A 23416-nucleotide genomic window follows, 5' to 3' on the forward strand; every position below is an offset into this window, starting at 1 on the left:
CCCCTGGTCCGCAGCGTGCCAGGTCACCCGGACAACCCCGGAATGATCGGCTCCGGGGCGGCCTGCCCGGTGCGCAGGACCGTGAGGAGGGAGCGCAGCGCGGCGTGGGCCTGCGGCGCGCAGGTGGCGGAGTCGGCGTCGGACACCGCGCGGTGGGCGCGCGTCCAGGCTCTGGCGGCGCGGCCGTTGTGGTGGTCGACGAGGGCCAGGGCGTAGCGGGCGCGCATGCTGGACCACACGTCGTCGCGCAGCCCGGGCTGGGCGAGGGCGGCGAGGGCCGCGCGGTGGGCGGCGCGCGGCTCGGTGTCGCGCCGGGCGAAGGCGAGGGCCGCGAGGTAGACGGCGCGGCCCGGCCCGCCGGTGGAGTGGTCGGGGGTGAGGACGCAGGCCTGGTCGAAGAGGTCCCCGGCCTGGAGGGGGTCGCCGAGGGTGAGGGCGATGAGGCCGTGGACATGGGCGATGCGGGCCAGCAGGGTGTCGTCGCCGTCGAGGACGGCACCGGGCCAGATCCGGTCGAGCAGGGTGAGGGCGGTGTCCGGGTCGGTGCGCGCGGCGAGCCATGCGGCGAGCCAGGCCGCGGGGGCCGCCGAGGGGTGGTCGTCGGGGCAGCGTGCCAGGAGCTGGAGGAGATAGCGCAGCCCGGCCGCGGCGTGACCGGTGACCCACCAGAACCACAGGCGGGTCGCGGCCTCCAGGGCGGCGACGGTGACCTCGGGCCGGGGGTCGGTCAGCGCGTACCGCAGGATGGCGTTGAGGTTGTGCTGCTCGTCGGCCACCAGGCGTAGGGCCTGTGTCTGATGACCGTGCTCCCACAGGTGTTCCGCGAGGTGAACGACCCGTCGGCAGTGCCCGGCCCGGCGTTCGACGGCGATGTCCAGCTCGCCGGCCTCGGTGAGCCGGCGCTCGCCGAACTCCCTTACGGCCGGGGGCATGCGATAGCGCGGCTCGCCGGGGCCGTGCGGGTCGTTCTCGTGCTGGAGCAGGCCGAGCGAGGCCAACTGGGTCAGCAGGCCCGGCACTTGATGCGGGGCGATCTCGCCGCCGGTGCACAGCAGAACAGCCGCCGCCTCGCCGAACGACCCGGCCAGAATGCTGGCCCGGCTCCACACCATCCGCATCCAGGGGGAGCACAGCGTGTGCACGGCCCCGACGGCCTCCTCGACGGAACGGTGCCGCCGCAGCCGCGGCCGGGGGCTGTGCAGCCAGGACTGCCCGTGCTCCACGAGCTCGGCCAGGTCGTGCAGGGAGTACGACCTCAGCTGGGCGGCGGCGAGTTCGATCGCCAGGGGCAGTCCGTCGAGGGTGTGGCAGACGGCCTCGACGCGCTCGAGGGTGGCCGGGTCGCGGTGCCGCAGCGCGCCACCGGCCGTGGCCAGGAACAGGCGCGCGGCGGGCGAGGGGGAGCCGTCGTCCTCGGGCTCGGTGGGGAGCGGGCCGAGCCGCAGCACCGCTTCGTCGCCGAGCCCGAGGGGGCGGCGGGCGGTGATCAGGACCTGGAGTGTCGGGTGGCGGAGCAGCTGCCGCTGGACCACGCCGACACACTCGTCATGGACCGGGTCGATGTCGTCCAGGAACAGCAGGACCCGGGGGCCCGCCCGCCGTCCTGCGGGCGGGCCGTCCGGCGAGAGCGGGGTGCTGAGCAGCGCCTGCCGCACGGCGTTGCGGAAGTCCCCCGGCCGGCCGGACGCCTCCGGCCAGGACACCCGCACGACCTGCCGCCGGGACCGCCGGGACCTCTGAGCGGCGACGTCGCTCAGCAGGCTCTTGCCGACCCCGACGGGGCCGGTGACGGTGACGAGCCGGTGGCCCGCCAACAGGCTCCGTAGTTGGGTCAGTTCCGCCTCTCGCCCGATGAGGGAGCCGTCGGCCCTGCTGTCCGCGACGAGCCTGAGAAGCGTGCCGACCTCGCCGGCTTGCTTGCGCACCTTGTGTCCTTTGCGGCTTCGATGAATGGAACGAAGGGTGGTGAGCGAAGATCAGCAGAATCGTTACTGTCGCGACTCCCAGCAGCTTCAACGCCGGTGGCGCGCCCCGGTAGTGCGCGTGGGCGCAGGCGTACCCGCAGGGCAGACAATTCGGATGCCCTGGCTGACGAAATCCATGAAAAACACCAATCAGGGGCACATTTCACGCACTCCTGCGCATAGGAACTCCACATAGAGACGTCCGGTCAGGACGTCCACCCCGCCGTGACGGGTCAGGGCTCCCGGCCGTTGAACACGTCATTGCGCAGCAGCTGTTCGGCGCACCAGCGGAAGTGGCCGTCGTCGTCGCCCATGCCGAACAGGTCGTAGGTGGTCAGGGCGTACGCCGCCTGGTAGGCGCTCAAGGTGGCGGGCGCGTAGCCGAGTTCGTCGGCGAACAGCCGGGTGAGCTCCTCGGTGTGGGCCGCCGCGTGCGGGCCGCACGGGGCGACCGGGGGCGTCCGCATGGATGTTGGGCGGTGTCGAGCAGGTGTTGGCGGAGGGCGGACGCGTGTCTTTGGGTGTCTCACCCGGCCATGCCACCGTATTCACCCCTCATCCATGTCAAATCATGGTTCATGGCGGCTTGTTGCGTCGATCAGCACAGCAAATACAGGGCTCATAGCGGCAATTGGTGCACGACCTGTTGCCCCAGAGGCTTCAGCGCTTTAGCGTTCTCGCACTCAACCGCTTGAGTTCAGGGCAGTTGGGTTTCGGGCCGTCCCGTTCGGGGGCGGCTTGCCGGTAGGCGTGGCAGGAGAATTCCATGCGCCGTACTCCCTCCAGACGCTCGACCCTGAAAGACATCGCCGAAGAGGCGCGCGTGTCCGAGTCCGCCGTGTCCCTGGCGCTCAACGGGCGGCCCGGTGTCTCGCCGGCCACCCGTCGGCGGGTGCGCGAGGTCGCGGACCGGCTCGGGTGGCAACCGAGCGCGGCTGCACGGGCGTTGACCGGTGACAGCACCGCCACGGTCGGCCTCGTCCTGGCCCGCCCCGCGCATGCCCTGGGTGCGGAGTTCTTCTTCCTGCAGCTGGTGTCCGGGATCCAGGAGGCGCTCGCCGTGCGGAGTATCGGGCTGCTCTTCCTCGTGGTCCCCGATCTGGACGCCGAGTGTGCCGCCTACCGCCGCTGGTGGGCCGAGCGCCGCGTCGACGGTGTGCTCGTCGTCGACCCGAGGGACGGCGACCCGCGCCCGGCGCTGCTCGACGAGCTCGGCCTGCCCGCCGTCTTCGTCGGCCCCGTGCCGCGGAGCGAGGACGAATCGGCGCACCCGGGCATCTCCAGCGTGTGGGCCTCGGACACCCTGGCGATGGCCGGCATCGTCCAGCACCTGCACGGCCTCGGCCATCGCCGCATCGTGCACATCGCGGGGCTGCCCCATCTCGCCCACACCCAGCGGCGGATCCGCTCCCTGCGGGACGAGGCGGAGCGGCTCGGCCTCGACCCCGCCGACGTACGCAGCATCCCCACCGACTACTCCCGGCAGCAGGGCGTCGAGGCCACCCGACAGGTGCTCGACACACCTGCGCCGCGGCGGCCCACGGCGATCGTCTACGACACCGATGTGATGGCCGTCGCCGGGCTCGGCGTCGCCGCCTCGCTCGGCATCGAGGTGCCGGGCGCGCTGACGCTCGTCGCCTGGGACGAGTCCGTGCTCACGGGCTCCACCCACCCGCCGCTGACCGCCCTGGTGCGTGACACCCCGGCCTTCGGGCGGCACGCGGCCGAGGAGCTGCTCGCGCTGATCGACGGCGGGCCCGCGCGCACCGTCGAGGACGAGACCCCGCGCCTCGTCCCGCGCGGCAGCAGCGGCCCGGCCCCCGCGGACCGCGGCCGCGCCCCCACCGGACGTGCCCCCACTGGACGTACTCCCACTGGACGTGCTCCCACGGGAGGCGCCCCCACCGGTCACGCCCCCGCAGGAAGCGCCCCCACCGACCGAGGCCCCACCCCCGGCTGATCCACGCACCACGGCGCCCCACCGCCCTGCTCTGACAACGATGTCCACCGTGTGCCGCTCCACCCCACCCCCCGCGCGATGTCCCAACAAGCTGCCCCCGACCTGGGCCTTCGACTTCTCCAAGGCCTCCGCGCCGGACGACCACACCGTAGAGATCACCTTCGACAAGCCCGCCTACTCCAAGATCGACAGCATCGGCGGGACCACCCCGGTGCCCGAGAAGATCTGGAAGAAGAAGGACGGCGCGAAGGACACCAACCCGAACCCGGTCGGCTCGGGCCCGTACAAGCTCAAGCAGTACACACCGCAGCAGCTCACCTTCGAGGCCCGCGACAACTATTGGAAGCAGAAGAACGTCCCGGTCAAGACCGTGAAGGCGCCCATCGTCACCCAGGCGTCCGAGGTGCCCAAGCTGCTCAGCGGGGAGCTCGACTGGAGCGGCGCCGTCGTGCCCGACGTCAAGAAGCAGTACATCGACAGGGACCCGAAGAACCACCACGCCTGGTACCCCACCTACGGCGGCCAGTTCCTGTTCTTCAACCACACCAAGAAGCCGTTCGACGACGTCCACGTCCGCAAGGCGCTTTCGCTGGCCGTCGACCGCAGTCAGCTCCTGAACGTGACCAACCCGGGGATGTTCAACACCCTCAATCTCACGGGTCTCGACTCGAAGACCCAGGGCAAGTGGATCGCCGACGAGTACAAGGATGCCGAGCAGCCGAAGGCCGAACTCACCAAGTCGCTCGCCGAGTTCAAGAAGGCCGGCTACACGAAGAAGAACGGCAAGCTGGTCGACGGCGGCGGCAAGCAGCTCAGCTTCTCCATCATGGAGGTGCAGGAGTGGGGCGACGCCGTGCAGTTCGACAAGGTCGTCGCCTCGCAGCTGCAGAAGGCGGGCGTCGACGTCGAGGTGAAGCCGATCGCGGCCGCGCAGATCGACGCCAAGCGCAAGTCCGGTGACTTCGACGTCACGATCGGCGGCGGGATCTACTACTCCACGCCGTACAACTTCTTCAAGGACATGCTCTACAGCGAGAACGCCGGCATCTGGACCAACTACGGCCACTACAAGAGCAAGAAGGCCGACGCGCTGCTCAAGGACATGGCGAGCGCCAACGACGACGCGACCATCAAGAAGTACTCGGCCGAGTTCGAGAAGATCATGGTCGACGACGTGCCCGCCGCGCCGCTGATCACGATCGGTGTCTCCTCCGAGTACAACAGCAAGAACTGGACCGGCTGGCCGAGCGCGAAGAAGCCCTACGCCCAGCCCGCCCCCTGGGGCGGTGGCGTCGACGCCATGAGCATCCTGCTCAACCTGCGCCCGGCGAAGGGCTGATGGACATGGCCACCGCACCCGTCCTCACCCCCGCCGCCGCAGAGGCCCCGCCACCCGCCCGGCGCACGGCGGCCGGCCGGCTCGGCGCCGCCCGCTACTTCCTGCGGCGCCTCGGCTTCTACCTCGGCGCCGCCGCCGTCGCCGTCACCCTCAACTTCCTCATCCCGCGCCTGATGCCGGGCGACCCCGCCTCCGCGCTCATCTCCCAGATGCAGCAGAAGCAGAACCTGTCCGCCGAGCAAGTGACCAGCATCTACCGGCTGTTCGGCGCGCCCGGCGCCCCGCTGTGGGACCAGTACGTCACGTACCTCGGCCAGATCGCCCACTTCGACTTCGGCGCGTCCGTCGCCTACTACCCGACGCCCGTCTGGGAAGTGATCCGCTCCGGGCTGCCCTGGACGATCGGACTCGTCGGCCTGACCGCCGTGCTCGCGTTCGTCATCGGCACCTCGATGGGCGTCCTCGCGGGCTCCCGCGTCGGCTCGCGCTTCGACTCCTTCATCACGCCCGCCTCGATGTTCCTCGGCGCGCTGCCGTTCTTCTGGGTCGCGCTGCTGCTGGTCATGGCGTTCGGCGTGCAGCTCAACTGGCTGCCGATCAGCGGCGCGTACGACGGTGACATGGCGGTCGCGTTCAACGGCCCGTTCCTCATGAGCGTCGTGACACACGGCATCCTGCCCGCCATCACGATGGTCGTCGCCTCGTTCGGCGGCTGGCTCGTCGGCATGCGCAACATGATGGTGACCACCGTCTCCGAGGACTACGTGCTCCTGGCCCGCGCCAAGGGCCTGTCCAAGGCCCGCGTGATGTTCCAGTACGCCGCCCGCAACGCGGTCCTTCCCAGCGTCGCCGGCTTCGCCCTCACCATTGGCTCCGCCGTCAGCGGCCAGATCCTCGTCGAGATCGTCTTCTCGTACCCCGGCGTCGGCTATCTGCTCTACCAGGCCGTCTCCAGCGTCGACTACCCCCTGATGCAGGCCCTGTTCCTGATCGTCTCGCTCACCGTGCTCGCCGCGAACTTCATCGCGGACTCGGTGTACGGACTGATCGACCCGCGCGCGAGGGAGACCCGCTCATGACGAAGTCGGTACGCGCCCGGCGGCGGCTGCCGAAGCTGCCCGGGAACATCAAGGTCCGCGTCGGGATCGCGATCATCGTGTGTTTCGCCCTGCTCGCGGTGCTCGGCCCGTTCGTCGTCGAGAACCTGATGGGGCTCTCACCCACCGACGTCGACACCAGCGGCTCCATGCAGCCGCCTTCCGGGGCACACCTGCTGGGCACCACGGCCAACGGCGAGGACGTCTTCGCGCAGCTCGTCGTCGGCAGCCGTGTCTCGCTGCTCGTCGGGCTCGTCGCTGGTGTCGTCACCACGGTGCTCTCGGTCCTGGTCGGGGTCGCGGGCGGCTACCTCGGCGGGCGGGCGGACTCGTTCCTGACCGTCGCCACCAACATCTTCCTCGTCATCCCCGGCATGCCGCTCCTGATCATCGTGGCGAGCTATGTGCAGGGGCGCGGCGGCTGGCTCACCGTGGCCCTCGTCATCGGCCTCACCGCGTGGCCGTGGGCCGCCCGGCAGAAGCGGGCGCAGACACTGTCCCTGCGGCACCGGGACTTCGTGGCCGCCGCCGAGATGACCGGCGAGAGCCGCTGGGGTGTCATCACCCGCGAACTCATCCCGTCCCTCGCGCCGCTGATCTCCGTGAGCTTCCTCGGCGCGGTCGTCGGCTCGATGTTCGCGGACGCGGGCCTCTCCTTCATGGGTCTCGGCAACATCAACATCACCAGCTGGGGCTCGATGCTGTACTGGGCGCAGAACGGCTCCGCGCTCACCCGCGGCGCCTGGTGGTGGTTCGTCCCGCCGGGCGCGTGCATCGCCCTCGTCGGCGTCGCCGCGGGGCTCGTCAACTTCGGCATCGACGAGGTGTCCAACCCCCGTCTGCGCAAGCCCTCCAAGCAGGTACGGATGCGGGCCCGCGCCGCCCGCCTCGGCGCGGCGGACACCGCCGTGCCCGCCCAGGCCACGCCCGTGAAGGAGGCCACCTCATGAGCCCGACCCCCGGCGCTCCGCTGCTGACCGTCCGCGATCTGCACGTCGACTACTTCGACCAGGACAACCCCGTGCACGCCGTCCGCGGCGTCGACCTCACACTGCGCCGCGGCGAGACCCTCGGCATCGTCGGCGAGAGCGGTTGCGGAAAGTCCACGCTGGTCACCGCCATGACCCGCCTGGAGCGGCCGCCGGCCGTGACCACCGCGGGCTCGGTGATCCTGCACGGCCACGACGGCGCCGACAACACCGACATCCTGCGCCTGACCGAGCGTCAACTGGCGGCGCTGCGCTGGGAGAAGATCGCGATCGTCTTCCAGAGCGCGATGAACGCCCTCAACCCGGTGCTCCGGCTCGGCACCCAGTTCGCCGACGTCCTCCGCAAGCACCGCGGCCTGTCGAAGAAGGAGGCCTGGGAGCGGGCGGGGGAGCTGCTCGGCATGGTCGGCATCCCCGCCGACCGGCTGCGCAGCTACGCCCACGAACTCTCCGGCGGCATGCGCCAGCGCGCCACGATCGCCCTCGCGCTCGCCTGCGAACCGGACCTCGTCGTCATGGACGAGCCGACGACAGCCGTTGACGTCGTCATGCAGCGCCAGATCCTGCGCCAAGTTGCACGTCTGAAGCGCGAGTTGGGCTTCTCGGTCGTCTTCATCACCCACGACCTGTCGCTGCTCATCGAGATCGCCGACCGGATCGCCGTGATGTACGCGGGCAAGATCGTGGAGACGGGGCCACCGCGCCGCCTCTACGAGGACCCGCAGCACCCGTACACCACCGCACTGCGCGGCGCCTTCCCTCCGCTGCACGGCGAACGTCGCGAGATCACCGGTATCCCCGGCTCGCCGCCCGGACTGCGCACCCCGCCGCCGGGATGCTCCTTCCACCCGCGCTGCGCACACCGGATGGACGCCTGCGACCGCGAGGAGCCGGTCCTGCTGCAACTCGGTGACGCCGGCGACGTCGCCTGCCATCTCCACCGGCACCCCGCCACGACGACCCCGGAAGCCGAGGACCGCCATGCCCGCACCTGAATCCACCCTCCCGGCAGCGGTGTTGGAGGCCCGCGAGGTCGTCAAGCGCTTCCCGATGCACGGGCCCGGCGGCCACGGCAAGGAGGTCAAGGCCGTCGAGCCGACCTCGCTCGCTCTGCACAAGGGCCGCATCACCGCGCTCGTCGGCGAGTCCGGCAGCGGAAAGTCGACGCTCGCCCGGATGCTCGCGCTCGCCTACCCGCCCACCGAGGGCGAGATCCGGCTGGACGGCGACGTCGTCAAGAAGGCCCGCACGGCGAAGGCGAAGCGCGCGTACTACCGCCAGGTCCAGATGATCTTCCAGGACCCGTTCTCCTCGCTCAGCCCGGTCCACAAGATCCGCTACATCCTCAGCCGCCCCCTCAAACTGCACGGCCTCGCGTCCGGCGCCGAGGACACGGAGCGCCAGATCCTCCAGCTCCTCGAACGCGTCAACCTCACACCCGCCGACCAGTTCATCGACAAGTTCCCCTACGAGCTCTCCGGCGGCCAGCGCCAGCGCATCGCCATCGCCCGCGCGCTCGCCGCCCGCCCCAAGGTGCTCCTCGGCGACGAGCCGATCTCCATGCTGGACGTCTCCATCCGCCTGGACATCCTCAACCTGCTCGGAAAACTCCGCGACGACGAGGGCCTGGCGATCCTCTACATCACCCACGACATCGCCAGCGCCCGCTACTTCGCCGACGAGATCAAGGTCCTGTACGCGGGTCAGCTCGTCGAGTCCGGACCCGGCGACGAGATCGTGGCCAACCCCCAACACCCTTACACCAGGCTTCTGTTGGACTCGGCCCCCGACCCCGACCGCGGCGGCTTCCTCGACGAGCCGGATGTCGCCGACGACGAGGAGACCCTCGGAGAACCCCCGAGCCTCGTCGACCCGCCCTCCGGCTGCCGCTTCCGCACCCGCTGCCCCCTGGCGAAGCCGGTCTGCGCCACGGCCTTCCCGGCCAGGACCCAGGTCGACGAGAGCCACTGGGTGCACTGCTGGGCGCAGGACGAGCAGTACGCCTGAGCCCGCCACGCCCCGTACCACCCCGAAAGGACCCGCGTTGCAATCCGACGCCCCCATCGGGGCGATCGCCCCGATCGCCCCGACACCGCACCAACTCGCCTGGCAGCGCAGCAACACCGGCGCCTTCTTCCACTTCGGCATCAACACCTTCCACGGCCAGGAGTGGAGCGACGGCACCCTCCCGGCATCGTCCTTCGACCCCACCGACCTCGATACCGAGCAGTGGGTCGAGACCGCCCGCGCCGCCGGGGCCCGCTACGCGATCATCACCGCGAAACACCACGACGGCTTCTGCCTGTGGCCCACGAAAACCACCGACTACTCCGTCGCCTCGTCGCCGTGGAAGGACGGGAAGGGCGATGTCGTCGGCGAACTGGCGGCGGCCTGCCGGGCGGCCGGGATCGGCTTCGGGGTGTACCTCTCCCCGTGGGACCGTCACGCGCCCGAGTACGCCGACCCGGCCGCGTACACCGAGCTCTACACCGAGCAGATCCGCGAACTGTGCACCTGGTACGGGCCGTTGATGGAGCTGTGGTTCGACGGTGCGGGCTCGGACGGCTACGAGTACGACTGGACCGCCATCATGGCCGTCGCCCGCAAGCACCAGCCGGACGCCATGGTGTTCAACATGGGTGACCCGACGATCCGCTGGGTCGGCAACGAGGACGGGCTCGCGGCCGACCCCGTCGAGTACGTCGTCGACCACACGCAGATGAGCAACTACACGGTCGTCACCGCCGAGTTCGCCGAGGCGCTCTACCTGCCGCCGGAGTGCGACGTGTCGATCCGGCGCGGCTGGTTCTGGCACCCGGACGACGAGCCCAAGTCCCTGGAGCACCTGCTCGCCATCCACTACCGCTCCGTGGGCCTCGGCGCGAACCTCCTGCTCAACCTGCCGCCCGACACACGCGGCCGGATTCCGGACGCCGATGCCGCGCGGTTGGCGGAGTTCGGCGCCGAGGTCGCTCGCCGCTTCGGGACGCCGGCCGCCACGGCCGAGCTGGCCCGCGGGGACACCTGGACGGCTTCCTTCGGGGGCCCGGTCACCTTCGACCACATCCGGCTGCGCGAGGACCTCACCGAAGGGCAGCGCGTCGTACGCCATGTGGTGCGGTCCGGCGACCGCGTCCTCGCCGAGGGACTCACCGTGGGCGCAGGACGCATCCACCTCACCGAGCCGGTGACGGCCGCCGAGCTGGCCGTCGAAGTCGTGGGCGACGGCGCGGTGTTGGAGTCCGTAGAGGTCTTCGAGACGGGAGTGCGGGAGCTGCCACAGGTTCCCGACGGATACCGGGCGCCTACGGATCGGCCGGACGAATGAGAGGGCACGGGAACGTGGAACTGACGGGTGAGGGCTGGAAGCTGCGCGGCAGCGGTGACACCGGTGAAATCGGTGACATCGAGGTGCCGGCGGTCGTGCCGGGATGCGCACACACCGACCTGATGCGGGCCGGGGCCATCCCGGACCCGTTCCTCGGCACGAACGAGGCGGAGGCGCAGTGGGTCGGGCTCACGGACTGGGAGTACAGCAGAGCCTTCGACTTGTCCGCCCAGCCCGATGGCTCACGCGTGCACCTCGTCCTCGACGGGCTCCAGACGGTCGCGACGGTCCTCGTCAACGGCACCGAGGTCGGCAACACCCGCAACATGCACCGCCGTTACCGCTTCGACGTGACCGACGCCGTACGGCCCGGGACGAACGAGCTGGCCGTCCGCTTCGCCTCCTCCGCGCAGGCGATGCTGGACGCGGCCGGCGACGACCCGCTGCCGTACGACTGGACGTACCCCTACAACGAACTGCGCACGATGGCCTGCGAGGGCGGCTGGGACTGGGGCCCGACGCTCGTCACGGCGGGGATCTGGCGGGACGTACGCCTTGAGGTGTGGGACACGGCCCGCGCGGACGTCGATGTCACCACGACCCTGGACGAGGACCTGTGGCGCGGAACGCTCGTCGTGGGCCTCGACGTGGAGGGCGGCCCGTGCGAGGCCGAGGTGGTCGTCGCGGGACACACGGAGCGCTTCCCGATCGCCTCAACGGGGCGCCAAAAGCTGGCTGTTGATGTCCCGAGCCCCGACGTCTGGTGGCCGCGCGGCTACGGCGCACCCACGCAGCACGACGCGACCGTACGACTGCTGGACGCGACCGGCAGGACCCTCCAGGAGACCCACCACCGCGTCGGCTTCCGGCACATCGCCATCGACACGACGCCCGACGAGCATGGCCGCGCGTTCACCCTGCGGGTCAACGGCCGCCCCGTGTTCTGCAAGGGCGCCAACTGGATCCCCGACGACCTCTTCGTCTCACGGATGACGCCCGCCCGGTACGAGGAACGTATCGACCAGGCGTGCGCGGCGAACATGAACACCCTGCGCGTCTGGGGCGGTGGCATCTACGAGGACGAGGCCTTCTACGCGGCGTGCGACGAGCGCGGCGTCCTGGTCTGGCAGGACTTCATGTTCGCGTGCGCCGCCTACCCCGAGGAGGAGCCGCTGCGCTCGGAGGTCGCGGCCGAGGCCGACGACGTCGTCCGACGCCTCGCGGCCCACCCGAGCGTCGTCGTCTGGAACGGCGCCAACGAGAACCTGCTCGGCCACGAGGACTGGGGCTGGCGCGCGCAGATCCGGGACCGCACCTGGGGCGAGGGCTACTACCGCGAGCTGCTCCCGGCCGCCGTCGAGGCCCACGCGCCCGGCGCCGTGTACGTCGTGAACAGCCCCGTGGCGAGCGAGCCCGGCGTCCACCCGCAGGTGCCAGGCGACGGCCCGACCCACCTCTGGGACACCTGGAACCTCCTGGACTACGCCCACTACCGGGACCAGATCCCGCGCTTCGCAGCCGAGTTCGGCTGGCAGGCCCCGGCGACCCGGGCCACGCTGACCGAGGCGCTCGGGGCGCTGCCCGAGCGCCCCGACGACCCGGCCCTCCTGGCACACCAGAAGCAACCCGGCGGCGAACGCAACCTCGTGGACCGCCTGAAGGGCCGCTTCCCCGCCCCGGACCGCATCGCGGCGGACACCGACCGCTGGCACCTGGCCACCAGCCTCAACCAGGCCCACGCCCTGCGCACCGCCGTCGAACACCACCGCTCGTGGTGGCCGCGCACGGCCGGCTCCCTGATCTGGCAGCTCAACGACGTCTGGCCCGCCCTGTCCTGGTCCCTGATCGACCACGGCGGCCGCCCCAAACCCGCCTGGTACGCGGTGCGCGGAGCCTTCGCCGACCGCCTCGTCACGCTCCAGCCGAGGGAAGCGGGCCTCAGCGCCGTCCTCGTCAACGACACGGACGAGCCGTGGACGGGTGAGCTGGCACTCCGCCGCGTCCACGTCACGGACGGCGAAGTGGCCCGCACGGAAGGGGAGTTCATCGTCCCCGCGCGCACGGTCCTCGCCCTCCCCGCGGGCCCGCGGATCACCCAGGCGGGCCGGCGCCGCGAGGAACTGGTGGTCGCGGAGACCGAGGGAGCCGACCGCGCCGTCCACGCCTTCGTACGCGACGACGGCGTCCGCTGGCCCGCCCCCGACGTCAAGTACTCGGTCGAACGGAAGGAGGACCACGCGCTCGTCCACGTCACGGCGGGAGTCGCACTCGGTGACGTGATCGTCGAGGCGCCCGGCATGCGCGCGGACACGGCGCTCCTGACGCTGCTGCCGGGGGAGAGCGGGACGGTCGTGCTGCGGCCGGAGCGGGAGGGGGCCCGGCTGCCCGGGGAGGACGCGGTTTCCCTGCACACCCGGAACGGCTTCTTCCACGACTGACGGTTCCGTACGGCGCGCTTCCCGGCATCGAGGTGACGGGAAGCGCGCCGTGCCGGTCAGGACTGGCGCAGGCAGAGCGCTCCCCACTGGAATCCGGCGCCGATCGCCGACATCACGAAGGTGTCCCCGGGCTTGAGGCGCCCCGCGGAGACCGTGTGGTGCAGGGCGGTGAACATGCCGGCGGCGCCGGTGTTGCCGAGCCGGTCCAGGGTGACCGGGGCCTTGGACGGATCGATGCCGAGGGCGGTCGTCGCCTCGCGCAGGATGTTCAGGTTGGCCTGGTGGAGGAAGAAGTGGTCGACGGAGCCCACGGTCAGGCCGGCGCGGCGGACCGAGGCCTCGATGCACTCCGGGATTCGAGTGGTGGCCGTCTCCCACACCGCGCGGCCGTCCATCTCGACGTAGTGGGCGCGCTCGGCGACGGTGGCAGGGGAGGTGGGCATGCGGGAGCCGCCGGCCCGGACCTGGACGTCGTAGGTGAGCCGAGAGCCCAGGTCGTAGGAGAGAAGCCCGGCGCCCGGGGTGTCGGTCCGGGTGAGGACTGCGGCCGCGGCCGCGTCCCCGAAGAAGACGCCGGCGGTGCGGTCCTGGGGATGGGTGATCCGGGAGGCGCAGTCGGCGGCGACGAGCAGCACCGTACGGATGGAACGGTTCTGTAGCAGGTGCGCCGCGGTGAGCAGGGCCTGTACGCCGGACGCGCAGGCGGCCTGGGAGAAGTCCAGCGGAAGCGCGCGGTGTGCGCCGAGTGCGTCCTTGACGATCAGCGCGGTGGACGGGAACGGCATGTCGCCGGTGTAGCTGGCGACGATCACGACGTCGATGGCGGACGCTTCGACGCCTGCCGCGGACAGCGCGGGGCGGGCGGCCGCGAGCGCCATGTCGGAGGTGGCCAACTCGGGTGCGAGACGCCGCCGTTCACGGATGCCGGTGCGGGTCGTGATCCATTCGTCGGAGGTGTCCAGGACCTCGGCCAGCATGGCGTTGGTGATCACCGTCGGGGGGAGGTGCAGGCCGGTCCCGGCCACGGAGAACGGGACGGGCAGGCCGTCCCCGGTCTGATGGCACAGCTGCGGTTGTTCCACGTGGGCGAGGGTGGTCATCGGACGGTGCTCCGATCCGGAGCGAGCAGGGCGTCGAAGTCGGTGTAGTAGCGGCCGGAGGCGAGCGGCCGGCCGAGGAGGACACGCCGGGCGGCGTCGGCGGTGAGTGCTCCGCCGAGCGCGACCCCGCTGGCCAGCTGGGGCCAGGAGCTGTACGCGGTGCCGATCAGCGGGATGGCCGCGGCGAGGTCGGGGCTGATCCGGTCGGCGTCGACCATCGCGAGGATGAGGTCGACGGTCTCCTCGAAGGAGAGCTCTCCGGCCACGTCGGCCGCGCACGTGGCGCCCAACCGGCCGTGCAGCAGCGGCCGTTCGGGCTCGAGGTCGAAGCGCTCGACGTCGAGCAGACCGCGGTCGTTGGCGTCCATCAGGACGGGGACGCCGAGCGCCCGCGCCCGCTCGCGCGCGGCGAGTTTCACGTACGGGGCGTCGCACTCCTCCACCAACAGGTCGATGCCGCCGTCCGCGGTGAAGAACTCCTCCATCACCTCCTCGGTGAGTCCGCCCGGGAAGATCTCGATGTCGAGATAGGGATCGATCTCGTACATCTGACGGGCCGCGAGCACACACTTGTTGACGCCGACATCGTGCGCGGCGGCCCGCAGCCGGTTGAGGTTGGACAGGCTGAGGGTGTCGAAGTCGGCGAGGCGGTACGCGCCGCCGATGCCCTCCATGGCCAGCGTCAGCGCGCTCGCCGAGCCGACCGAGAGGCCGATGACGCCGATCCGGCGGTCGAGGAGGCGCCGCTGCTCGGGCCGGTCGATCTTGCCCCGGTTGCGGTCGGTGCGCACCATGCGGAACTCGGGCGCGGGCAGCACGTGCACCAGGCGTCCGGACCACGGATGGAAGAACCAGCTCCCGTACTCCCAGGGCTCGGCGCCGTCCAGCTGCCGCTCGCGGGCGGCGGCCAGTTCGGCCGGGTCGTCGTAACGGGGCCCGGGCTCACGGCTGCGCACCAGCTCGGCGATCTGCTGCTCGATGGTGTCGTGCACCTCGCGGACCCGGCCGGAGGCGAGCAGGGCACGCAACTCCCCGGGCTCGTCGACGGGTTCGGGCCTCCAGGATCGGCGGTCGGGGGCGTGTTCCGTGCGGGCCGAGGCGAGGGCGGCCGCCAGGGTCGCGGGCGCCTCCTCGCGCATCGCTGGCAGGTCCAGACGTACCGTTTCGGCGTCCACGACCAGCTGCGGGAAGAGATCGGTGTACTCGGCGACCAGGTCTGAGTAGTCACCGGCCGCATCCCCGATCCGGCACATGAGCAGCACCACGTCCTCGGTGTAGTGCTCGACGTACCGCCGCGTTCCGGCCACCGGACGGAAACCGAACCGGGCGTGGAAGGCGTCCTGCCCGTCCTTCGTCCCGGACGTGCCCACCATCGCCTTCGCGCCCAGGTGCCGCGCGGCGGCCAGCGCGAGCGCGTTGAGCTGGACGCCCAGGCCCAGCTTGCGGGCGTGGTGCTCGACGACGAGCCGGCTGTGCTCGTACGTCTCGCCCGTGCCGAGACCGCTGTCCAGGAGCAGCCGCGCGTACGCCTCCGCGCCCAGGTACTCGCGGGACTGGAAACGCTCCCCGGTGTCGGGCGTGGACAGCCGGACGTACCCGAGCGGCGGGCCCTCGGCGGTGCGCCGCCCGACGAAGTGCCAGGCACCGAAGTCCAGGTGCTGGTCGTCCACATGGTCGCCCGAGGTGGTGCGGAAGTCCGGACGGCGGCCGTTGTCGTACAGGATCCGGGCGCGCAGTTCGCGCACCCGGTCCACGAGTGCGGTGCCGGTGGGGCGGCGGGCGCCGTCGGCGGGCACCCGGAAGGCGGTGAGGTGCCAGGGGCGGGAGGGCGCGGCGGAGCGACGGCCGAGAAGGTCGGCGTTCATCGGTGAGGGGTCCTCCGAGAGGAGCAAATGTGACGGTGTGTGCATGCAGTGAGCGGACAGTGAACGTTCGCTATTGCGTGATCGTCGCAGAGGCCGTTGCATGAAGGGTGTCCTGCGTGGGGTGGCCACCTTGTTGGGTGCGACTGTCCGTGATGAATGCGCAGGTCAGTGGCGGGAGTGGGGGAAGTGGACCGGTCCGGGACCGGGGAAGACACCTTGCCGGAAGAGGTAGTTGACGGTGGCCGCTGTTGACGTGGTTCGGCCGATCGAGTTGCCGCCCCGACGCGGTGGTCCGCCGCGGGGGACCACACACCAGTGGGCCAGCCGGCGAACTCCTCCGGCTGCCCCACTGGTGTGTCACCGGCACCCTCACCCGTTCACATGCCGCCCGAGCGCCCCGATGAAGTCACGGAAGTACGCCTGGGTCACGCGGGCGTCCGGCACCATGTCGTATGCGTGGAACGCCCCCGGATACACGTGCAGTTCGGTCGGTACCCCGGCGCGGATCAGGCGCGTGGCGTACGTGACGTCCTCCTCCAGGAAGAGGTCGAGCGCGCCGACGCTGAGGTAGGTGGGTGGCAGGCCCGCGACCGACTCGACGCGGGCCGCGGCGGCGTAGGGGGAGACGTCGCTCCCGCCGGGCTCATGGCCGAGGAGGGACGTCCAGCCGAAGCGGTTGTCGGCCGGGGTCCAGATGAACTCGCCCGCGTGCGGGTGGGCGTCGACCGTGCTGGAGGTGCGGTCGTCGAGCATCGGATAGATGAGGAGCTGGAACGAGACGGGTATCTCGCCCCGGTCGCGGGCCAGGAGCGTGAGGGCCGCGGCGAGCCCGCCACCGGCGCTCGCGCCCCCGATCGCGATCCGTTCGCGGTCGACGCCGAGTTCGGCGGCCTGCTCGTGCACCCAGCGCAGGGCGGCGTAGCAGTCGTGGACCTGGCCCGGCGCCCTGGTCTCCGGGGCGAGCCGGTAGTCGACCGAGACGATCTGGACGCCGGTCTCGGTGGCGATCCGTCGGCACAGGAGCTCGTCGGCGTCGGCGGCGCCGAGTACGTAGCCGCCGCCGTGGATCCATACGAGGACGGAAGTGGTGGACGTGGTGCGGGACTTGGGCTCGTAGTGGAGGACGCGCACCTCGGGGTCGTCGTCCTCGAAGCCTGGTACCCGCCGCTCGGTTGTGGTGATGTCCGGGAAGAGCGCCTGCGGGTCGGGGGCGTCCGGCGCTCGGGGGACCTCGCGGACCAACGGCAGTATCTCCGGGCTCAGTTGCAGCGGCGGGAAGACGTCCAGGATCGGCGCGATCTCGGGGTCGACCAGGTGGCGGGTGCCGGCCGCCGGACGGGGGCGTGCGGCGCGGGTGAGGGCGAAGCCGCGATAGCCGTCCTCGGCGACCTCGTCGCAGATGTCCCGGTAGGGGCCGACCCCGCCGACGTACGGCATGAAGATCCGGGGCTTTCCGGGGACGTTGGCGCCCATGTACCAGGACGCGGCCCGCGGGTAGAGGGTCGCCTGCGCCGCCTCGTTGACGTGGTCGACCCACTTGTCCTGGGCGTCGCGCTCGGCCTCGATCCGGACGACGCCGGTGCGGCGCGCGTGGTCGATCGCGTCGGTGATCCAGTCCACGTGCTGCTCGATGGAGACGATCATGTTGCTGAGGACCGATGGGCTGCCCGGCGCGGTGATCATGAACAGGTTCGGGAAACCGGCCGACGCGACCCCGAGGTACGTGCGTGGCCCGGCGGCCCACTCCTCGCGCAACGGGACACCGTCGAGGCCGCGGATGTCGAGCGCGTCGAGCGGCCCGGTCATGGCGTCGTACCCGGTGGCGAAGACGATGGCGTCCACGGTGTGATCGACGCCGCCGACCCGGAGGCCGTGGGGTGTGATGCGCTCGATCACCTTGTCACCCAGGCCGACCAGGGTCACGTTGTCGCGGTTGTACGTCGCGAAGTAGCCGGTGTCGACGCAGATGCGCTTGGTGCCGATGGGGTGGTTCGTCGGGCAGAGGAGTTCGGCGACGGCCGGGTCGTCGACGATGGCGCGGATGCGGTCGCGTACGTAGTCGGCCGAGAGCTGGTTGGCGGACTCGTCGATCGAGGTGTCCTCGAAGGCACCCATGAAGGTCGTGCCGCCGTGGGCCCAGCGCTGGTCGAGTTCGGCGGTGCGGCGGGCCTCGTCGAGGTCGAGCGCGTTGCCGAGCGGCGGCGGCACGACGACCCCGGAGGCCGAGGCGCGGGCCTCGGCGCGCAGCTCGCGGTAACCGGCCTTCACGCGACGCTGCTCGTCGGGCTCGAGCGGCCTGTTGTTCGCCGGTACGGAGAAGTTCGGGGTGCGCTGGAAGACGGTGACGTGCGCGGCCTGCTCGGCGATCACCGGGATGGCCTGGATGCCGGAGGACCCCGTGCCGATGACGGCGACGTGCCGCCCGCTGAAGTCGACGCCCTCGTGCGGCCAGCGGCCGGTGTGGAACGTGGGCCCGGTGAAGGAGTCGAGGCCCGCGAAGTCCGGCACACGGGAGGCGGACAGGCAGCCGACGGCCGTGACGAGGTACGACGCGCTCGCCCTTCGCCCGTCCTCCAGCGTCACGGTCCAGGTATCGGCCCCCGCGTCGTAATCGGCCCCCCGCACCGAGGTGTTGAACTCGATGTCCCCGCGCAGATCGAAGCGGTCGGCGACGTGGTCGGCGTAGCGGAGGATCTCGGGCTGGGACGGGTAGCGCTCGGTCCACTCCCACTCCTGCTGCAATTCCTCGGAGAAGGAGTACGAGTAGTACATCGACTCGACGTCGCACCGGGCGCCCGGATACCGGTTCCAGTACCAGGTGCCGCCCACGCCGCCACCGCGCTCAAAGACCCGCACCCGCAGGCCGAGATCGTCGCGGAGCCGGTGCAGAAGATACATGCCGGCGAAACCGGCTCCGATGACGATGGCGTCGTACTGAGTGGTCCGAGGGGTCCGATCGGTGTTCGGCGTCTGCTGCATGGGCGTCACCACTCCCTCCCCGGCGACATGGCCGGGCTCGGTTGGGTCGATCACCAGCAGGATCGGCAGAACGTGTGACGCACGTCATTGGGCAGGTGGCTCGGTTGACGAGCCATCTGTCCCGCCCGCCGTGGGATCCGCCCGATACAGATCACCGGACTCCTGCAGCCGCCGCAGCACCAGGGCGAGGAAGAGCCGGGTGCGCCCGTACGGTTCGGTGAAGCTGAAGCCGAGGTAGCGCTGGGCGCGTTCGACCCGGTACGCCACCGAGTTGTGGTGCCGGTGCAGCAGGCGGGCGGCCTTGCGGACGGAGTCGGTGGCGGCGACCGCTTCGAGGCACACCAGCATGTCGTCCCCGTGGTCGTCGACCAGCCGGCCGAGCTGCCGCACATCGGGCACGGGGGCGATCTGCTCGGCGCTCAACGTCTCGGCGAGCAGCGCGTACCCGCCGAGCCGTGCCGCGTCGACGAGCGTGGCCTCCTCGACGCCGTACGGCCCACGCGCCCGCGTGCTGGGCCGGGCGAACCGCAGCGCGGTCCGGGCCAGTTGCCACGCCTGTGGCGCGTCCGCGGCGGGACAGGGCCCGGCGAACGCCGCGCGGGCCCCGACCGGCACACCGGGAACATCGCCGGGATCGAGCTCCTTCGCGACGACCAACTGCACGGCGCCGACGGGGGCGTGGAGCACGACGGGCGTAAGCCCCCGCAGCCCGTCGACGAACGCCCCGGCCACGCCGGGCGGCCCCGCCAGCGCGAACACCATCACGACCGACGCCTCGCCGAACCCGAGCCGCAGCCACGTCCGGGCCCGCTCCGACGCGTCGACGCCACCATCGACAACGGACCGCAGTGCGACGCCGTCCGCGACCGGACGAGCCGCCGGAACCCGCCCCAGCAGAGCAACCTTCGCCCCGATCCCGAGCCGCCGCAGCAGCAGCGTGGTCTCGGCTTCGGTCAGGGGGAGGCCGGCGGTGTCGATCCAGATCTGTCCGGTGCCGGGCAGCTCGCGCGTCACCACCCGACCGGGAACGGCCTGCTCCGGATCGCCGGCCGGACGACCGTCGGGAACCGCCGTCCGGACCTCGCCCTGCACGGTACGGATCCCGACGGCGCGCCCGAGGGCGCCAGCGGTGCGCTCCAGAAGAACGCCCAGGTCCGCGTCGGACTCGGCCAGCTCGTCGACGAGCCGCAGGACCGCTTCGAGGTCGAGCGGGTGTGACACGGCGCCCCCTACTCCTTCACCGCCCCACTCAACATCCCCTCGATGAACTTCCGCTGCAACGCCACATACACGACCACCACCGGCAACGCGATCAGCGCGGACGCCGCCGCCAGCAGCGTCGTGTCCGCGCTCTGCTGGCCCTGGAAGAAGGCGAGGCCCAGGGGGACCGTGCGGAGGGACTCGTCGCTGATCATGACCAGGGCCATCAGGAACTCGTTCCACGTCCACATGAACGTGATCACGATGAGCGTGGTGATGGCCGGGCGGCCCATCGGGACGAGGATGCGCCAGAGCGTGGTCCAGGTGTTCGCGCCGTCGACGCGCGCCGCCTCGATCACCGAGCGCGTGCTGTTCATGAAGTACGTGCGCATCCAGAACACACCGAAGGCCAGGGACTGGGCGGTCTGCGGGAGGATCAGCGCCCAGTAGGTGTCCGTGAGGTGGAAGTAGCGGAGGTCGAAGTAGAGCGGGACGACCAGCGCCTCCTGAGGGAGCGTGAGGCCCAGGACGAACAGGTAGAAGAGCAGCGTCGAGCCGCGGAAGCGCATCGTGCCGAAGGCGTACGCGGCCAGGATGGACAGCACCGTCGAGGCCGTCACCACGACCACCGTCACCAGCACCGAGTTGCCGAGGTACGTGCCGAAGTGGCCGCGCTGCCACGCCTGTTGGAAGTTGGACCAGTGGAGGGTGTCCGGGAGGGCGAAGCCGCCGCCCACCGAGTCCGGGGAGGAGAAGGCGGTGGAGAGGATGCCGATCACCGGGGTCAGCGCCAGGACCGCGAAGAGCGCCAGGATCGCGTACGTGGCCGTGCGTTCGATGCGCGAGGTCATGCGCGGCGCCCTTCGACGAGACGGGAGACCGTGACGGTCAGGGCGAAGATGAGGACGGTGAGTGCCACGCCGATGGCGGCCGCCGAGCCGACCTCGTTCAGTTCGAAGGCACGGTGGTAGACCTCGTAGGCCGGTACGGAGGTGGCATTGCCGGGGCCGCCGCCCGTGGTGATGTAGATCAGGTCGAAGTTCCGCAGGCCCGCGATGATCGTGAGGGTCAGGGCGACGGAGATCTCGCCCCGTAGTCCGGGCAGTGTCACCGCGAAGAACTCCCGTACCGCGCCCGCTCCGTCGAGCCGCGCCGCCTCGTACAGCTCGCGCGGGATGCGTTGCGCTCCGGCGAGGAAGAGGACCATGCACAGGCCGGTCATGACCCAGGTGCCGACGACGCCCACGGCGGGCAGCGCCCATGTGTCGTCGCCCAGCCACGGGCGGGCCAGGCCGTCGAGGCCGACGCCCCGCAGTACGTCGTTGAGCAGGCCGTCGGGCGCCAGGATCGAGCGCCAGGCCACACCGACGACGACCATGGCCAGGACCTGCGGCAGGAACAGCACCGTACGGAAGAAGGTCAGGCCGCGGACCCGGATGCGGGACATCGTCGCCGCGAGCAACAGGCCGATGGCCACCGGCAGCGCCGCGTAGAAGACCAGCAGGATGAGTGCGTGGCCGAAGGGGGCGCGAAGCGTCGGGTCCGTGAAGAGTGCCGTGTAGTTGTCCAGGCCTGCGGACGTGGCCCGGGTCAGGCCGTCCCAGTGGAGGAAGGAGAGACCCACCGCCTGGCCGAAGGGGTAGAGGAGGAACAGGCCGTAGACGGCCAGTGCGGGCAGGACGTAGAGGTAGCCGATGGAGCGGGGTTCGCCGGGGGCCCGGCTCGTGGATGTGGGTTTGCCTTTCACGAGTCCGACGCTCCCGAACTGGCCTTGCCCTGTTGCTTCTTGATGAACGGGGCGTAGTCGGACTGGAGTTTGCGGGCGAAGTTCCGCGGCGAGGTCTTGCCCGCGATGAGGTCCTGAAGGGCCGCCGAGCTCGTGTCGTAGAACGTGGGCGTCGCGTAGTCCAGGTACGGGACCAGACCGTCCGCCGACGTCAACTGACGCCAAGCGTCGACCATTTGGCCGTCGGGGGACTTCGGGTCGAGGGCGTCCGCCGCCTTTCCGGGGACCGCAGGCAGCACGCCGTTGCGCGTCATCACGTCCGCCGCGTGCTCGCTGGTGATGAAGTCCAGGTACGCGGCCGCGACCTCGGGGTGTGCGGAGCGCGAGGTGACCGACCATGCCAGGCCCTGACCGCCGGTGGTGGCGGGCTTGCCGCCCTCGGTGGCGGGTGGTGGGGGCATGATGCCGAGGTCGTCGCCGAGTCGCTTCTTCAGGTCGGCCAGCATCCACGTACCGGTGATCGTGTACGCGCCCTGCCCGGCCATGAACTTCTTGTTGGCGTCGTCGTAGCCGAGCCCGTTGGCGTCCTTGGGGAGGTAGCCGCGGTCCAGCCAGTCGGTCAGCGTGGTGGCCGCCTTCGTCGTACGGGACGTGACGAAGCCGTCGCCGCGGCCGAGGACGGTGTCGCGGGCCTGCGCGGCGCCCTGCTGGTCCTGGAGCATGCCGAAGGTGTGGATCGCGGGCCACTTGTCGAGGTTGCCGAACTGGATCGGGAGCTCGTCCGCCTTCTTCAGCTCCGCGAGGCTGTCCGTGAACTCGGCCCAGGTGCGCGGGGGTTGGACGCCCGCCTGCTTCAGGACCTTCTTGTTGTAGTAGAGGCCCACGAACTCGCCGGTCTGGGAGATCCCGTACAGGCGTCCTGTGCCGAAGCGGCGGGACGCGCCCGGCTCCGCCACGGAGACCCGGTTGAGGTTGAGGAGCGTCGCCGGGTAGCGGGTGTTCCACTCGTAGATGCCCGCGTAATTGTCGAGCGGTGTGAGCAGGCCCGCCTCGACGAACGCCACCATGTCCGGGTAGCCCTGATTGGCCTGGACGACATCGGGCGGATTGTTGCCGGAAAGGGCCAGTTTGAGCGTCGTCTTGAGGTCGTCGAAGCTCCGCGAGACCCGCTTGATCGTGACGTTCGGGTACGTGTGCTGGAACTCCTTGTTGAGCTGCTCGATCTCGGCGTTGGTGCCGCCGCGGACCTCCTGGTCCCACACGTGCAGCGTCACGTTCCCGGCCTTTTTGGGGTCGGGTATGCCGTTGCCGCCGCCCGGTGCGGTGTCACCGGTCACGGCGCCCGAACCGTCGGTGCCCGGTGTGCAGCTCGCGGCGCCGACGGCGAGGGCGGCCGCGAGCACCGACCGCCGCGTGAATCTTGAGCTCATG

Annotated in this window: 17 protein-coding genes; 8 read left to right on the plus strand and 9 right to left on the minus strand. The window is 70.9% G+C overall.

Annotated features, from left to right (window positions below; all coding sequences use genetic code 11):
- Window positions 1–23: 23 nt before the first annotated feature.
- Window positions 24–1925, minus strand: coding sequence for an ATP-binding protein (locus tag OG746_RS41895; protein ID WP_266724346.1), 1902 nt, complete (start codon window positions 1923–1925; stop codon window positions 24–26).
- A gap of 272 nt (window positions 1926–2197) precedes the next feature.
- Window positions 2198–2431, minus strand: a complete 234-nt coding sequence (locus OG746_RS41900) for a hypothetical protein (protein ID WP_266724347.1) — start codon at window positions 2429–2431, stop codon at window positions 2198–2200.
- A 299-nt stretch (window positions 2432–2730) separates the two neighbouring features.
- Between OG746_RS41900 and OG746_RS41905 the strand changes: the two genes are divergently transcribed.
- Genes OG746_RS41905 through OG746_RS41940 form a run of 8 tightly spaced genes read left to right on the plus strand, consistent with a single transcriptional unit; the run spans window position 2731 to window position 13115 of the window.
- On the plus strand, window positions 2731–3924 hold the full coding sequence (locus tag OG746_RS41905) for a LacI family DNA-binding transcriptional regulator (protein WP_266724349.1): 1194 nt from the start codon (window positions 2731–2733) through the stop codon (window positions 3922–3924).
- A gap of 40 nt (window positions 3925–3964) precedes the next feature.
- Entirely contained in the window at window positions 3965–5263 is a 1299-nt protein-coding gene (locus tag OG746_RS41910; protein WP_266724351.1) for an ABC transporter substrate-binding protein, read from the plus strand.
- A 5-nt stretch (window positions 5264–5268) separates the two neighbouring features.
- Window positions 5269–6342: an ABC transporter permease gene (locus tag OG746_RS41915; RefSeq protein ID WP_266724352.1), complete on the plus strand. Its 1074-nt coding sequence runs from the start codon at window positions 5269–5271 to the stop codon at window positions 6340–6342.
- Window positions 6339–7310, plus strand: a complete 972-nt coding sequence (locus OG746_RS41920; RefSeq protein WP_266724354.1) for an ABC transporter permease — start codon at window positions 6339–6341, stop codon at window positions 7308–7310. Before OG746_RS41915 ends, OG746_RS41920 begins: the two co-directional genes overlap by 4 nt.
- A complete protein-coding gene (locus OG746_RS41925; protein WP_266724356.1) occupies window positions 7307–8344 on the plus strand; it encodes an ABC transporter ATP-binding protein in 1038 nt (345 codons plus the stop codon). Before OG746_RS41920 ends, OG746_RS41925 begins: the two co-directional genes overlap by 4 nt.
- Window positions 8331–9356 (plus strand): ABC transporter ATP-binding protein, encoded by a 1026-nt coding sequence (locus OG746_RS41930; protein ID WP_524540533.1) that lies wholly within the window; start codon window positions 8331–8333, stop codon window positions 9354–9356. The genes OG746_RS41925 and OG746_RS41930 overlap by 14 nt, the downstream gene beginning before the upstream one ends.
- Window positions 9357–9393: 37 nt before the next feature.
- Window positions 9394–10677, plus strand: a complete 1284-nt coding sequence (locus OG746_RS41935) for an alpha-L-fucosidase (protein WP_266724358.1) — start codon at window positions 9394–9396, stop codon at window positions 10675–10677.
- A gap of 14 nt (window positions 10678–10691) precedes the next feature.
- On the plus strand, window positions 10692–13115 hold the full coding sequence (locus OG746_RS41940; RefSeq protein ID WP_266724359.1) for a glycoside hydrolase family 2 protein: 2424 nt from the start codon (window positions 10692–10694) through the stop codon (window positions 13113–13115).
- Window positions 13116–13171: 56 nt separating this feature from the next.
- Here OG746_RS41940 and OG746_RS41945 read toward each other — a convergent pair whose 3' ends face one another.
- The 7 genes from OG746_RS41945 to OG746_RS41980 all read right to left on the minus strand — a co-directional run bounded on the left by OG746_RS41945 (window position 13172) and on the right by OG746_RS41980 (window position 23415).
- The gene (locus OG746_RS41945) at window positions 13172–14197 is read right to left on the minus strand and encodes a 3-oxoacyl-ACP synthase III family protein (RefSeq protein ID WP_266724360.1); all 1026 of its coding nucleotides are present in this window, start codon (window positions 14195–14197) and stop codon (window positions 13172–13174) included.
- Between the two features lie 14 nt (window positions 14198–14211).
- Complete coding sequence (locus OG746_RS41950; RefSeq protein ID WP_266724361.1) at window positions 14212–16080, minus strand: ThiF family adenylyltransferase; 1869 nt, start codon at window positions 16078–16080, stop codon at window positions 14212–14214.
- Between the two features lie 369 nt (window positions 16081–16449).
- Window positions 16450–19059: a flavin-containing monooxygenase gene (locus tag OG746_RS45510; RefSeq protein WP_323179744.1), complete on the minus strand. Its 2610-nt coding sequence runs from the start codon at window positions 19057–19059 to the stop codon at window positions 16450–16452.
- An 84-nt stretch (window positions 19060–19143) separates the two neighbouring features.
- Entirely contained in the window at window positions 19144–20280 is a 1137-nt protein-coding gene (locus OG746_RS41965) for a helix-turn-helix domain-containing protein (protein ID WP_266724363.1), read from the minus strand.
- A gap of 8 nt (window positions 20281–20288) precedes the next feature.
- On the minus strand, window positions 20289–21110 hold the full coding sequence (locus tag OG746_RS41970) for a carbohydrate ABC transporter permease (RefSeq protein WP_266724365.1): 822 nt from the start codon (window positions 21108–21110) through the stop codon (window positions 20289–20291).
- Entirely contained in the window at window positions 21107–22006 is a 900-nt protein-coding gene (locus tag OG746_RS41975; protein ID WP_266724367.1) for a carbohydrate ABC transporter permease, read from the minus strand. The genes OG746_RS41970 and OG746_RS41975 overlap by 4 nt, the downstream gene beginning before the upstream one ends.
- Complete coding sequence (locus OG746_RS41980; protein ID WP_266724369.1) at window positions 22003–23415, minus strand: extracellular solute-binding protein; 1413 nt, start codon at window positions 23413–23415, stop codon at window positions 22003–22005. The genes OG746_RS41975 and OG746_RS41980 overlap by 4 nt, the downstream gene beginning before the upstream one ends.
- Window position 23416 lies beyond the last annotated feature (1 nt).

It is taken from the genome of Streptomyces sp. NBC_01016 (genome assembly GCF_026341035.1).
Taxonomy (GTDB): Bacteria; Actinomycetota; Actinomycetes; order Streptomycetales; family Streptomycetaceae; genus Streptomyces.

Excerpts from the sequence above, each read along its gene's own strand:
- OG746_RS41950 (WP_266724361.1), bottom strand. The coding sequence starts at position 16,080 with ATGAACGCCGACCTTCTCGGCCGTCGCTCCGCCGCGCCCTCCCGCCCC.
- OG746_RS41980 (WP_266724369.1), bottom strand. The coding sequence starts at position 23,415 with ATGAGCTCAAGATTCACGCGGCGGTCGGTGCTCGCGGCCGCCCTCGCC.
- OG746_RS45510 (WP_323179744.1), bottom strand. The coding sequence starts at position 19,059 with ATGCAGCAGACGCCGAACACCGATCGGACCCCTCGGACCACTCAGTAC.
- OG746_RS41970 (WP_266724365.1), bottom strand. The coding sequence starts at position 21,110 with ATGACCTCGCGCATCGAACGCACGGCCACGTACGCGATCCTGGCGCTC.
- OG746_RS41915 (WP_266724352.1), top strand. The coding sequence starts at position 5,269 with ATGGCCACCGCACCCGTCCTCACCCCCGCCGCCGCAGAGGCCCCGCCA.
- OG746_RS41910 (WP_266724351.1), top strand. The coding sequence starts at position 3,965 with ATGTCCACCGTGTGCCGCTCCACCCCACCCCCCGCGCGATGTCCCAAC.
- OG746_RS41905 (WP_266724349.1), top strand. The coding sequence starts at position 2,731 with ATGCGCCGTACTCCCTCCAGACGCTCGACCCTGAAAGACATCGCCGAA.
- OG746_RS41900 (WP_266724347.1), bottom strand. The coding sequence starts at position 2,431 with ATGCGGACGCCCCCGGTCGCCCCGTGCGGCCCGCACGCGGCGGCCCAC.
- OG746_RS41930 (WP_524540533.1), top strand. The coding sequence starts at position 8,331 with ATGCCCGCACCTGAATCCACCCTCCCGGCAGCGGTGTTGGAGGCCCGC.
- OG746_RS41920 (WP_266724354.1), top strand. The coding sequence starts at position 6,339 with ATGACGAAGTCGGTACGCGCCCGGCGGCGGCTGCCGAAGCTGCCCGGG.
- OG746_RS41925 (WP_266724356.1), top strand. The coding sequence starts at position 7,307 with ATGAGCCCGACCCCCGGCGCTCCGCTGCTGACCGTCCGCGATCTGCAC.